The following is a 13,641-nucleotide window of genomic DNA, read 5'->3' as shown; positions in this document are numbered from 1 at the left end:
GCATGGAACGTCTCTACCGGAGAATGTGTAGGAAACATTTTTAAAATAAAATCGAATTTTTCCGCACTTCTTCCGGTTCTGGTTTTATGCGTAAATCTTCAATCAGTTGGTGGAGATGATCGGAATTAGCCTGATACATTTCTCCGCAAAATTCACATTTTGCTTCCGCACCGTTATCTTTTTCAATCATATCTTGAAGTTCTTCCGTCCCGAACATTTTTAAAGCCCCTAATACCCGTTCAAAAGAACAACTACAATCAAAGCGAACTAATTGAGATTCGGGTAAAATTACTAATCCTATATCTCCTAATAATTCTTGCAAAATATCCGGTAGGGTTTTATGCGCTCTCAATAAAGGAGTAAACCCAGATAAACTAGCAACCCGGGATTCTAATTTAGTAATTAATTCTTCATCCGTTGCGGCTTTTGGTAATACTTGTAATAATAAACCCCCCGCCGCTTGCACTCCTTGTTTATCAACAAATACCCCTAAGATTAAAGCCGAAGGTGTCTGTTCAGAATTAGCTAAATAGTTGGTAATATCATCACCAATTTCACCAGAAACTAATTCAACTGTGCTGGTATAGGGATAGCCATAACCAACATCTCGCACCACTCGCACATAACCATTCTGGCCCACAGCCCCACCTACATCTAATTTGCCCTGGGAATTGGGGGGTAATTCCACATCGGGGTTGCCCACATAGCCCCGGACAGTCCCATTTAACCCCGCATCCACCAAGACCCCATCCAATGGCCCATCGCCCTTGATGCGGATATTGACTCTGGATGTGGCCCGCTTCATACTCGATGCTAAGAGCAACCCGGCGGCCATGGTGCGTCCTAGGGCTGCGGTTGCCACATAGGAGAGTTTGTGTCGTTGTCTGGCTTCTTCCGTCAAACGGGTGGTAATCACTCCTACAGCCCGAATTCCGCCCTCTGCCGCCGTTGCCCGAATTAGTTGATCTGCCATGTTTACAGTTTTTAACAATTTGTACCTGCTCCCATTTTAATTTTTTCTGGGATCAGGTGTTAGGGGTCAGTCAAAATTGATTTTGATTTGATATAATAAATGATAATAATTGCGTCAGTTGTGACCAGCAAAACCGTTAAATCTATAATTACAGATAATTTAGACCCAAATTATTATGAGTCAAAAAATTAGTAATTCCTTTCCCAGTTGTGATCCGTTAATTCTCAATGATGAAGTTTGGTTAGGAGTTCAGTCTGTTGCAGAAAGTTTAGAAGTTTCTGTTCCTGAACTTTTAGAAAAAATTAGTTCCCAGCAATTGATTGTGATTGAAGTGGAAAAATTGGAAGACTTGTTAGATACAATTGATGGATTAGAGGGACTATTATCAGCAGAAACAGAAGGAACCGTTTCTTGGGAAGATATTAAAGCCGGACTGGATTAAGTGTCGATGTACAGAATACAGTTTTCTAAAAAAGCCCAGCGTCAATTCAAGGCTTTGCCTCAACTTGTTCAAGAACAGCTTCAACCCAAAATTGACGCTTTATCAATTAATCCTAGACCTTTTGGGATAAAAGCCTTACAAGGGAGAAAAGGATTGTTACGTTTACGAGTAGGCGATTATAGAATCATTTATCAAATTGAAGATGACCTTCTCATTGTTCTAATTGTTGAAGTAGGTCATAGACGGGAAGTGTATAGAAACTAAAATTTTTGATCTAATTACCCAGATTTTTCATAACCAATGTTACAATAAAAAAATATACCGTTATTAAAGTAAAATTATTATGCTCGGTACGTTCCAACACAGTAGTCTCCGTATTGAAGTCAACGCCAAAGAAGCTGATATTCGAGATAGTTTATTACGTCCGAGTCAGTTGCAAAAATGGTTATGGCCCCAACAGTTTAACCCCGGACTTCCTGAACAATTCCAACCAGGATTAACCTTTACCACTTCCCTTGGCCCGGTGACAATTCAACATTATGTTGATGTCAGCCAACCTAATTGTTTAAGACTATTATTAAGTCAGGGAATTGATGGATTTCATGAGTGGTATTGGGGAGAAGGTTGGGTACAATCTCGTTTAGAAGGGATTTCTATATTACCTTTGAATTTAGGTCAAACTCTCAATTTAATTAGGTTACGCGAGTTTTTAGTTAATAAGAATAAGCCCCAAACTTAGTTGGAGTCCTTCAGTAATTAATCCAAAAGTAATCATAACTAAAAATTTTTGGGTAATCCCCCAATATAACCGCGTAAAAATGCTTCTGATAATCTCACAGGTTCCTGTCCCTCCAGAGGTTTTGGAGGTAAAATCCTTCTTGCTTTAGTATAACCTAATTGATTACGGTAAATTACAAAAAGTCTTTGTTGATCATCCTCCAAATCTAATCCATCTAAAATACCAGGATTATGAGTGGTAAAAATAACCTGTCGATCATATTTTTGTGCTAACTGTACTAATTCTTGAACTAATCTACGTCCCAATCTGGGGTTTAGGGAAACATCAATATTATCTACCGCAAAAAATTTAGGGGTATTATCACTAATAAACAGACAAAAATAGAATAGTAAAAATAAAAATCCTTCATTAGAACTATTTTGATCAAAGTATTTTTGTTTTCGTGAAATAAGGTATCGATCAGCAATTTTAAGGGTTTTTTGATTCAGAGAGAATTCATCAGGAATACTGAAATCTTTAAACCAATCTATAAGCTGCATTTTTTCTTTTATCTCTTGAATTTTTTCTTGATTTTTTTCTGCATTTAAAACCGTTAATAGTTTAAATAATCCTTCTCCATGAATTCCCAAAGGTTGAATTTGACCTTCTTCTTTAAAAATTCGTAAACTTGAGTTCTCTGGAGAAAAAATCAAAAATTTTTTTAAAGTTAAATTATCAGAATTTTCCATAATATGCCGTTTTATGGTTTGTTGAACATGATCTGCTTCTGATAGACCTGAAAAAATACCCTGGTTTTCAAAACCTCGATAAAATAACGTATCATATATCTTGATTTCAGAGATTTCCTCTGAAATTCCCGAAATCTTACTAACCCAACCAGAGTAGGGTTTACCATCATGTTGTAAATTATAGGTAATAATCTTATCATTTTTAAACTGGAAAGATGTTTCAATTTCTTGGTTAAGATCATCAGAATCTTGGTTAAGATCATCAGAATTAAAAGCGGATCGCATGAATTGAGGTTCCGTTATTCTAATTCCTCTGGATGCTAAAAACTCATGATCGAGTTTATCACTAGCTGCGGCTGAACTTAACGCGATCGCTTCCAAAATATTCGTTTTTCCACAACCATTTTCACCAATCAAAACCGTTACCCTTCCCAGTTTAAGTTTCAATTGATCAATGGATTTAAAGTTTTTAATGGTAATCTCTTGAATCATGGTTATCTTCCTATTTCGGATTTAAAAGGTTTGTGAAAAATTGATTTTTACCATTTTTTAGAGAAAGTCAAGTCTTCAATCATTATATCATAAGTCTTTGGGATTGTCAATCACTTTGAGACAAAATTAAGTTTAAAATATTCATTTCCTTAGAGTGAAAAAGTTGATTTTCATTAAACAAATTTTTACCAAGTTTATCCATCGAGTTAGTATTAAAAACCACATAGGGAAGATTTTTATAATTCCCATCAGCAGGTAGAATATTATCCGCAGAAGCGAGAGCATAAACTAAGCGTCTTAAAATATCCTGAAAGGATGGAGGTAACTGCAAATTACTTAAAAAATATTCCTCTAATTCGGGAAAAGTTAAAAAAGTTTGAATGGGAAAAGCATAATAGCGATCGCAACTTTTAGAAGTTTGTATTACTTGTTGTGATCGCTCTTTAACCTCCCCTAAACTGTAGACTAATTCCAAAGCAGAAGCAACCAGTGTCTTAATTTGTTTGGGGTAATTTTCCTTTGCTAAACCCCAGAGTTGTTGAAGAAAATCGCTATTTTCTAAAGCAAAAATCCGAGATAAATCAATATAATTAATTTCCCTAACCGTTTTTTCCGATAACGGAATAATCAATAAACTTCCTCGCACATAGGTTTTTTCTAATGGGGGAAGATCCAAAAATTGATCTAAACTTTTTTCCAATTTAGATAAAATTTCCCATCCCAAAGATAAATAAGATACTTCTTGTTGATTTTTAGAGGTGACAGGAGGACGATAAATTTCTATTTTTTGAGCGGACAATAAATTTAATAACCGTTGGGAAATCTCCTTTAAGCGTTGATCTTGACGACGCTTTTTAGACTCTTTTTGGACTTCCTGATATAGAGTTACCATTGACCCTAAAAAACTATCTCCTCCTTGTTTAATTGACTTTCCCCCAATTGGAATCATCACATAACTTTGAAATCCAATTTGACCCGATCCTACAATTCGAGTCATAATTGATGCTTTTAAAATAATCAGAATATTCAACGCACTTAAACAGGATTCTTGTAAAGAAATTTTGGCTAATTCCTGAGATTGTGCTGGAGATAAAGGGTGATTATCTTGATCAACTTTAGGGGTAAAATAGATTGCTTTATCCGATAGATAAAACTTAATAAATTTTTCCCCTTGATCTAAACTTCCCCCGCGACCTCTATAGATAACTTGAATAATTTCCATTAAATTTTGTTCGATTTGAAACCCTGGAATTTCTACTAAAATATACCTGGTATTTGGGAAGGATAAACCGCGAGATGCGGAAGCAGTCATAAAAATGACATTAACGCTATCCTTATATTTTTGAATATTGGTGATTTCATACTCAGAAAGACTCGCATGAATTTCTAAATAATCTTCTTTTACCTCAAACTTAGGGAGTTGCTTCGCAATTAGATCAATCAGTTTTTTGAGTTTATCTTTATTTTGAATATAAACAATAATTTGACCTTGATTTTGATTTAACCGTTGCAAAATATCGCTTTTAATGATATCGATCATTTGATTAATTAAGGTTGAATTATCTTCGTTATTTTCTTGGTCATTGAGTGAGTGAATCAAGACTTGATAATCTATTGTTAATTGAGAAGCGGGATAGGAATTTGCATTAATTAAAGTTGCTGGGTATTGATTTAAAAATTTAAACTGATCCACCCATAAACACTGTTGTTGGGTTTCGGAAACCTGTCGAACAAAAATTTTATCTGCTTGGACGTTTTGATCGGATAAATGACTTTCAACAACATCTTTTAGGGTTAAAGAAGCATCCGCAGTAATCACTTTAATATTAAACCCATAATCAGGATTTAATAAGTCGTATTCTTCGATAAAAGTTTTAATTCCATGTAAAAAAGCAACCCCTTCTGATGATCCGGTAATTTCATCAATCATAATAAAAATATTTCTCAACCGTTGCGATAATGCTTTGATTTTTTCAGGAATGACACGACGGGTAGAAGAATTATAAACACTGCTAAAAATTCGTTTTAAATGTTTTAAGGTATTTCCTGATCTTGTTTCTTTTAACGCTTGAATTGATGCGGTCGCAATAATATTATTAGGAAATTGATCGGGATGAATAAAACAAGTATGAATTGCTTCCGATAAACTCGCTAAAACTCCCGCTTGATTTCGCGGTTTTACTTCTAAAACTTCTTCGGAATTTCGCCCAAATCGTTGAGAGGATTTATACTGATAATCTCGCTCTAAACTAGCATTTAAAAACTTAACTTTTCCGATTTGTACATCTTCGGAAAATAGATGATAATAAGATTCAACCGCACAACCGCCTTTTTGATCATTTAAAATTATCGCATTGGTATTTAAACAAATAATGTGATCTTTTAATTTATGGGTAACAGGGTCGCAAAATTTTTCGATAATATCCCGATTTACTTGAATCCGAGGACTGACATAAAATAATAGTGTTCCTGCTTCTAAATGCTGTAAAATATAGTTAGCAATAGCTGTGGTTTTACCAATTCCTGGGTTTCCAGTTAGGAATAAATAGGGGATTTTGGGGTCGGAGAGCGATCGCTGAATTAACTCAGCATGAGCATCTCTTAGAGATAAGTTTGGTTGGGTTAAATTAAGCGATCGCTGTAAGGTTTCAGGAATATTATCAGCAGTATTAAAAAAGTCTGATTCCCCAACTTTTAAGACTTCTTGATGAGCAATAGAGGTAATTTGATTAGGTTGTGATTCAATAATTTTTCTAACAAAATCACCAGAATTTTTAAAACTTTTTGACCCATTACTTTTGATCACATTCAAAACCTTTTCGCGGTTTTCTTTAATATTGACTTCTACTTTACCCCGGTAGATATCATAACAAGTTTTTAAAATCTTTAATGATGATTCTAAATTCAGAGAAATTCCATTAATCAGGCGATCGCTATATCCAAAACAGTTAAATTTTACGATATCACTGGATTTTAAATGGCGACTTTGTAACAAAAAATCATAAAAACTCCAAGCATAACTACAAGATTGAATAACTTTTACCCCTTCTTTATCTTTGGTCGAAAAAGCAGAAAAATATTGGTATAACTTTTGAGAAAAAACCTGATAGTTATTTTTCTCTCCCAGATCGATTTCTAACCCACAAAATTGAGATTTTGAGCGAATATAATTCAACTCTTTTTTTAATAAATTTTTCAGAGTATCAATATTTTTAATATCCTGAATCGCATAGATCGCAGAAGTAGTAAAAGTTGATAAATCTACCACTAAAATTCGATATTGATCACGATAGCGAGTCAATAATAACGTATCTGCTCTTAAAAACTCTCCTGTGCGTTTATAGTGAATAATATCAACATTATTAAACCCTTGAGTTTCTAAAACCTCTCGATAAGCGTCGCTTTCAGTTTTTTCGATCAGATTAAAACAGTTATCATTATAAAAATCGCATTGAAAATAGACAATCTCAATTTCTCGATCATATTTCCATGCCGTTGCTTCCCTATATTCTCGAATAAAAGTCACCCCAGAAGTCCAACCTTTTTGCAAAAATAACTTCACCCAATTCAAAATCGTTTTGCGATCTGACCCATCAAAATAATGATTTTCATTCGCTAATTTTTCACTAATTTTATAGAGATAAATCTGACTTAGGGGAGTCACATAAATATCCTGATAGGATTGTTTAAATTGTCTTTGTTTAAAATAGGTTAAAATTCCTAAATTAAACCCAATTTCAAAAACTCGACCTAATTGTATTCCCAATGAAGATTTCATTGATTATTCCTCAATTATTAATAGTTTATGAATCATAGATCGCACTTCTAACAACGGTTAAAAATGCTAAAGTATTAAAATTAATATTTTTGGGGGAGTAAGTAAAGTTTGAAAGTGTTCCTAATCCTTGATCTCCGATGAGTTTACTATAAGGATTTAACTTTAAGACGATATTAGTATTTTTATTATAGCTTTTTTCATAACGGGAAAAATGAAACAAGAGAATATAGTTTGAAATCGTTTTTTGGAGAGGAGAAGAATCATCTAATAATCCTGAAATCACATCTCTTGTATGTTCATCATCATACATATTTAACAGGGTGCTATAGCAAACTACACTATTAAAAAAGGTTCGGTTTTGATCAACTGTAACTCCAGTGAACAAATTTAAAAATACTTTAGTCCTTTGACTGGGATCATTAGAGAGTTTTTTCAATTCTTCTACATCGGGAATATAGAAAGATTCTTGATTTTTAGTTTTTAAATTCAAAGCAGGATAGGTATCCATAAAAATCGGATACAGTTTGAGATCTGGTTTTCCATCTTTGAGGTATTTAATCACCGTTTCCGACATAAAAAATAGGGAATCTGGGTCAGATTCTGAGCGAATTAATCCTAAACGTCTACTGTATGGTGCTTTCGCAACATATAAAAAGTGTCGATATCCTTTTTCTTCATATAATTTAGTGATTTCATCTCGAATTATGGTTGGTTGTTGATACAATTGTTCATGTTTTTCGTTACTAGAAAAGGTTTTAAAGTTATTGATTTGAATGATATCGGATTTATCGGGATCTCTTTCAATTAAAACAATCTCACCGTAAATATTAGAAATCCGTTGGTTTTTATCCGGTTCATTCCAAACCGCATCACTCACCCAACTGGAAACAACAACAATTGCTAATTTATCTAATTGTGGTTTAAAATCACTATTAAATTTAAACCGTTTGGGAAGCAGGGAATAGAGGGAAGATAAAGCATTTCTAACTCGATAGTTAAAACCTTTATCCTCCCTATTCTTAGTATTTAATCCCTGATCATTTGCTAAACAATCTCGTCTTAAAATATGTGCTAAAGATCGAGTTAAAGTCCTTAAATATTTCTCATCTTCGCTATCATCAATGGTACTTTGTACATGAAATCGTAAGATAGGAATAAACAAATTTTGGTCTTTGAGGGGATTTTGACAAACGCTAATACACAAATAGGTTAATAAACTAAAGACTTGGCGATAAATTCTTGCTTCAGGAGATTGATTATCTTTAAATATAGTTGTTCTCAGCTTGGTAATATTATAATAAATTGCTATTAGTTTTTTCTCTTTAAAATGCTTCTCATATAGAGGATGAGCTTTGATTTTTTTACCTGTTTTTTTTATTTCTTCATCATTTAAGTTTTTGATGGGATAAAACACCACAGGTAGTGCTTTAATCCCATCAATATTATACCTGAGAGCAAATTTCTGTTCTTCCTCCACGGTAAAATAACGAACATCATCAAAGGTAAAAGTTACTTCTAAAGATGCTAAAGAGTCTTGACTTAGTTGATTTTCTCCGACTTTTAAATAAGCTAATGCTTCTCTTGCTGATGAGCGTGAACGACTGGTATCATCATCATCTAGGTTGATTTTAAAAAAGTTTTGACTATTAATAATATCAATCGGTTTTTGGTAAAGAATATCCTTGTGTAAACGCAATTTAACTGTTTTCTGTTCATAATTTAAAACTGTTTTTTGGATTAAAAAATCTTGCAAAAATGATTTTAAACGATTGACTTTGCGATTGACTTCCCAAGCAGAATCAGCAATTTTATTTTTGATGGTTGATAAAAGTTGAGTAATTGCTTCTGGGTTGGTTTGATTGGACTGAAAAACTCTTAAAACTTCCTGTTCAAATTGAACAATAGGGTTATATTCTTCGTCGGGTGTGTTTCCTGTTTCATCAATCGCAAAAATCAGATAATACAAACAAACGTTTTTTAAAACTCTAGTTTTAAAACTTTTTGCTTTGTTAGAATTTTGTAAATATTCTCGATGTCGGGGACTGGTAGGGTCGATTTCTGCGATATGATAATCTAAGGAAGATTTTTCATTATAAGCACTAACGGAACCATTCAACTTTAAACGGATTCCTAAATTAAATTCTTTGAAATTATTACTATTGCGGTTATAACTTTCCCCAATTACTCCTTGATAATCAGGAATAATGGGTAAACTATCAAACGCATCGGATTGAGAAAATACGGTTCTGAGGTTAACGGTTTCTCCTAAATAAGTAATGTCATAATGGGCGTTATCTAAATTGGTATCATTGACATATTCAATCACTATTTTAAAGCGATTAATTAAGGTTTGTAACAGCGTTAAGTCAGGAGAATTTGCATTAGAATGAGTTTTTTTCCATCCTTTTTTGAGATACTCTAAATAGTCGATTTTAAGATCGCGTAAAAGACGAGGTAACGCCTCTTGATCGATAATGCTTCTGAGGTTATTTAAACTAGAGTCGGGTCGATCTGATAGTTCATTAAATAACCCATTGAGATCCTGTCTTTCTGATGAATTTTCATCGGTAATAGTATTAATATGATGTCGAATATATGCGCATAAATTGTCTTGAAAATCTGCTAATCCTGTAAATCTAATATTAAAATGATGTGCTTTAATATTTGCATGACTTCCACTGCTACGATTGGGGGTAAAACTATTTTCAAGGGTTAGGCGTTTGGAGGTAAATGGGGGTTGTTTGCTAAAATCATAGTTGAAGGGAAGGGAATCTTTTTCCTGATTAAATTCTCCCAAATCGCTACAAATCTTAACTAGGATATTTTCAGGAGATTCGGGTTGACAAGCTAGATTTAATTTTTCTTTTAATAACTGTTGAATTTGTCTAATTTTATCACAGAATTTAGCAGTATCTTCAAAATTAACGGTGGCGGCGCGAATTCCAGTGGTTTGGGTTAAGGGATTGAGGGTTTTATTTTCAGTTGCTATTTTATAGGCGAAATCATAAGCACGAATTAGGAGACGATTTTGATCGGGAGAAAGTTGAAAAATAGGGGTAGTTGTTGTTTTAAGTTCTTTTAGAATAGTATCCAATAAGGGAATATAATCTAATTTGGGAAGGGAATCGAAGGTTTCTTGCAGAATATGTTGATCAGTCATTGTCAAAATATGTCATAATTGTATGAGTCATATCCATACTACAATCTTTTATGGTAACTGTAAAGTCTGAATTAACAACAAAACCCCTAAACCTAGCTGAATATCTCAATTACAACGATGGTACAGATACCCGCTATGAACTGGTTAACGGAGAACTAATTAATATGAGTTTAGGAACAGGAAAACACGGTGCAATTATCAAATTTTTAGAGCGCACTTTTGATGCAGAAATCGAGCGTATGGGTTCAAATTGGACTGCTATTCAGAGTGTTCTGGGTATTCAATCTCCCCGTGGGGGAAGATGGGATACAGTTAGAATTCCTGATGTTGTGATTTTACCACTAGAACAATGGCGAGAATTACAAAATAAAGAAGCGGTGATTACAATGAATCAACCCGTACCTTTATTAATTGTTGAAGTGGTGAGTGAGTCTACTAAACGAACGGATTACCGCGCCAAAAAAGCGGAATATAGTGTTTTGGAAATTTCTGAATATTGGATAGTTGATCCTTTGGAAAATCAAGTCACAATTCTGACATTAGTTGATGGATGGTATGATAGCTTGGAGTTTACTGGAGGTGATCAAATTCAATCAAAAACTTTTCCTAATCTGGAACTAACAGCCGAACAAATATTAAAAGATCAGATATAATATCTGATATCTATTTCTGTCTAATTTTCCTATACTGGTTATTATTAACTGTTATGATTACTACTGCAAACTCGACATCAACTCCCCTACTCGGTTTATCTTTAGAACAACTCACCGACTGGGTAAAACAGCAGGGACAACCTGCTTATCGAGGGAAGCAATTATATGATTGGATTTATCACAAAGGCGCAAAATCCCTAGGGGAAATTACGGTATTTTCTAAACAATGGCGGGAGACAGTTGGGGATGTTAATATTGGTCGCTCCACTATTCATTATCAAGCGATCGCTCCTGATAAAACCATTAAATATTTATTAAAATTAGCCGATGGTCAAATTATTGAAGCGGTGGGAATCCCTAGCGAAAAACGCTTAACGGTTTGTGTTTCTTCCCAGGTGGGTTGTCCGATGGGGTGTGATTTTTGTGCGACGGGAAAAGGCGGCTTTACTCGCAATTTAGAACCCCATGAAATCATTGATCAAGTGTTAACAGTCCAAGAGGATTTCCAACGACGAGTTAGTAATATTGTGTTTATGGGAATGGGAGAACCTTTATTAAACACAGAAAACGTGATTGCTGCGATTAAATCCTTGAATCAAGATGTGGGAATTGGACAACGAATGATCACTGTTTCTACGGTTGGTTTACGAGGAAAAATTCGCGAATTTGCAGAATATGATTTGCAAGTAACTTTAGCCGTGAGTTTACACGCTTCCTATCAAAATATTAGAGAAGAATTAATTCCCAGCGCCAAGGCTTATCCCCTATCCCAATTATTTGCAGAATGTCGAGATTATGTTAAATTAACTGGAAGAAGAATTAGTTTTGAATATATCCTTTTAGCGGGATTAAATGATTTACCCGAACACGCCATAGAATTAGCCAGTCAGTTAAGAGGATTTCAAAGTCATGTTAATTTGATTCCCTATAACCCGATTCAAGAAGTCGATTATAAACGACCAAATACCCAAGGAATTAATGAGTTTATGGATATCTTAAAAGAGCGTAAAATTGCCGTGAGTGTGAGATATTCCAGGGGGTTAGAAGCGGATGCAGCTTGTGGACAATTACGCGCTTCTCAGGCTTAGATTTTCAAGAGTATATTTTGATTATAGTGGTATATTTTCCCCTATACCGCTATAATAAAAACCCAAAATACAAGATCTAATAGACAATGACTTCTGTACAATCCCCGCCCAGCCATCAACCGCCTGAAACCATTGCTTTAAGCGCAAAGGAATGGTTACAAAAAAACTTATTTAATACTTGGTATAATACCCTAATTACGATTGGAATTAGTTCCCTGTTATTGTCAATGCTAACGGGGTTTATATCTTGGGCTTTTACTACTGCTAAATGGGCTGTAATTCCTGCTAACTTCCCCCTATTTTTTGTGGGGCGTTTTCCCGTTGATCAATATTGGCGATTGTGGGTTATGCTGGGAATGATTGCGATTTTTTCTGGGATAACCTGGGGATTTTTAGCTAGAAATACCAGAATTTTATTTAGTAAAAATATCTTAATTGGGATTAGTTTAATCGGAATTTTAGCGGTTATTACTCCCACTCCAATAGTTTTTCGTCTGCTATTAATTGTGATGATATTATTATTGGTAGCGGTTGCTTGGGGGGGTAAAACCATTGGAAATACTCAACCAAAACTGGGAAAGTGGTTGCCTTTTTCTTGGTTTTTATTACTATTAATTTGTGTTTGGTTTATTGGCGGTGGACTGGGATTAAAAGTAGTTGAAACTAACCTATGGGGGGGACTAATGTTGACATTATTGATGTCAATTATTAGTATTTTATTATGTTTTCCCATTGGAATATTATTAGCATTAGGGCGACAAAGCAATTTACCCATAATCAGAATTTTATCAACGGTTTATATTGAAGTAATTCGAGGATTACCCTTAATTACTATTCTATTTATGGGTCAAATTTTACTGCCTTTATTCCTTCCTGAAGGAGCGCGACCCGATCGCATTTTACGCGCTATTATTGGATTAACTATGTTTAGTTCAGCCTATTTAGCGGAGAACATCCGAGGGGGTTTACAAGGTATTCCCAGAGGTCAAACCGAAGCCGCTAAAGCATTGGGATTAAATACACCTTTAACGGTGAGTTTAATTGTTTTACCCCAAGCCTTAAAAGTGGCAATTCCTTCAATTGTAGGTCAGTTTATTAGCCTATTTCAAGATACAACTTTACTGTCAATTGTGGGATTAATGGAATTATTAGGAATAAGTCGCTCTATTTTAGCCAACCCTAAGTTTTTAGGACGACATTTAGAGGTTTATATTTTCGTTGGGATTTTGTATTGGGTATTTTGTTATGGGATGTCGATAGCTAGTCAAAAATTAGAACAACAATTGAATACGGAGCATAAATAAATAAACCCTTTTTGTTTGGGGTGAATAGCGAATATAATAGCGAATAGAATAGAATAGTTTTGGGCAAATAGAATTCGCATCTATACAAACAAAGTCCGCCAAGTAGCAAAAATCCTCACGGATTTAATGTAACTAATATTCCATCCCTGAATGTTTCCTACAAATACTTGTTCGGGTGGCTAATCACTTCTTTCTATCCCCAATTCGTAATATTTCTTAACGAGGTAAACAGATAAGTACCTAAACAGAATTAATTACACATCTTCTACCCTGTTCCCTCCTCC

The 13,641-nt window shown here is 34.3% G+C and carries 10 protein-coding genes; 6 read left to right on the top strand and 4 right to left on the bottom strand.

Going from position 1 to position 13,641, the window contains the following annotated elements:
- Positions 1-40: 40 nt before the first annotated feature.
- Complete coding sequence (gene hslO / locus NMG88_RS17460; protein ID WP_042153803.1) at positions 41-973, bottom strand: Hsp33 family molecular chaperone HslO; 933 nt, start codon at positions 971-973, stop codon at positions 41-43.
- A 175-nt stretch (positions 974-1,148) separates the two neighbouring features.
- Here hslO and NMG88_RS17455 point away from each other — a divergent pair, with 175 nt between their 5' ends.
- The 3 genes from NMG88_RS17455 (at position 1,149) to NMG88_RS17445 (ending at position 2,154) form a co-directional block, all read left to right on the top strand.
- Complete coding sequence (locus NMG88_RS17455) at positions 1,149-1,415, top strand: hypothetical protein (RefSeq protein ID WP_051319731.1); 267 nt, start codon at positions 1,149-1,151, stop codon at positions 1,413-1,415.
- Between the two features lie 6 nt (positions 1,416-1,421).
- Positions 1,422-1,679: a type II toxin-antitoxin system RelE family toxin gene (locus NMG88_RS17450; RefSeq protein ID WP_042153804.1), complete on the top strand. Its 258-nt coding sequence runs from the start codon at positions 1,422-1,424 to the stop codon at positions 1,677-1,679.
- Between the two features lie 79 nt (positions 1,680-1,758).
- Positions 1,759-2,154 (top strand): hypothetical protein, encoded by a 396-nt coding sequence (locus tag NMG88_RS17445; protein ID WP_026785534.1) that lies wholly within the window; start codon positions 1,759-1,761, stop codon positions 2,152-2,154.
- A gap of 38 nt (positions 2,155-2,192) precedes the next feature.
- Here NMG88_RS17445 and NMG88_RS17440 read toward each other — a convergent pair whose 3' ends face one another.
- The 3 genes from NMG88_RS17440 to NMG88_RS17430 all read right to left on the bottom strand — a co-directional run bounded on the left by NMG88_RS17440 (position 2,193) and on the right by NMG88_RS17430 (position 10,312).
- The gene (locus tag NMG88_RS17440) at positions 2,193-3,374 is read right to left on the bottom strand and encodes an AAA family ATPase (RefSeq protein WP_042153813.1); all 1,182 of its coding nucleotides are present in this window, start codon (positions 3,372-3,374) and stop codon (positions 2,193-2,195) included.
- 106 nt (positions 3,375-3,480) lie between these two features.
- On the bottom strand, positions 3,481-7,152 hold the full coding sequence (locus NMG88_RS17435; RefSeq protein WP_254035656.1) for a helicase-related protein: 3,672 nt from the start codon (positions 7,150-7,152) through the stop codon (positions 3,481-3,483).
- 25 nt (positions 7,153-7,177) lie between these two features.
- Complete coding sequence (locus NMG88_RS17430) at positions 7,178-10,312, bottom strand: hypothetical protein (protein WP_235751374.1); 3,135 nt, start codon at positions 10,310-10,312, stop codon at positions 7,178-7,180.
- Positions 10,313-10,362: 50 nt separating this feature from the next.
- Here NMG88_RS17430 and NMG88_RS17425 point away from each other — a divergent pair, with 50 nt between their 5' ends.
- From NMG88_RS17425 to NMG88_RS17415, 3 genes are all read left to right on the top strand, one after another.
- On the top strand, positions 10,363-10,965 hold the full coding sequence (locus NMG88_RS17425) for a Uma2 family endonuclease (protein ID WP_227381643.1): 603 nt from the start codon (positions 10,363-10,365) through the stop codon (positions 10,963-10,965).
- A gap of 53 nt (positions 10,966-11,018) precedes the next feature.
- Positions 11,019-12,053 (top strand): dual-specificity RNA methyltransferase RlmN, encoded by a 1,035-nt coding sequence (gene rlmN, locus NMG88_RS17420; protein WP_254033190.1) that lies wholly within the window; start codon positions 11,019-11,021, stop codon positions 12,051-12,053.
- Positions 12,054-12,139: 86 nt separating this feature from the next.
- Positions 12,140-13,357: an amino acid ABC transporter permease gene (locus tag NMG88_RS17415; RefSeq protein WP_235751376.1), complete on the top strand. Its 1,218-nt coding sequence runs from the start codon at positions 12,140-12,142 to the stop codon at positions 13,355-13,357.
- The last annotated feature ends 284 nt before the right edge of the window (positions 13,358-13,641 follow it).

The sequence above is a fragment of the Planktothrix agardhii genome, assembly GCF_904830935.1.
In the GTDB taxonomy this organism is placed as follows: domain Bacteria; phylum Cyanobacteriota; class Cyanobacteriia; order Cyanobacteriales; family Microcoleaceae; genus Planktothrix; species Planktothrix agardhii.
Note: the sequence above shows the minus strand (reverse complement) of the source record. Positions and strands in the feature narration are given on the sequence as shown.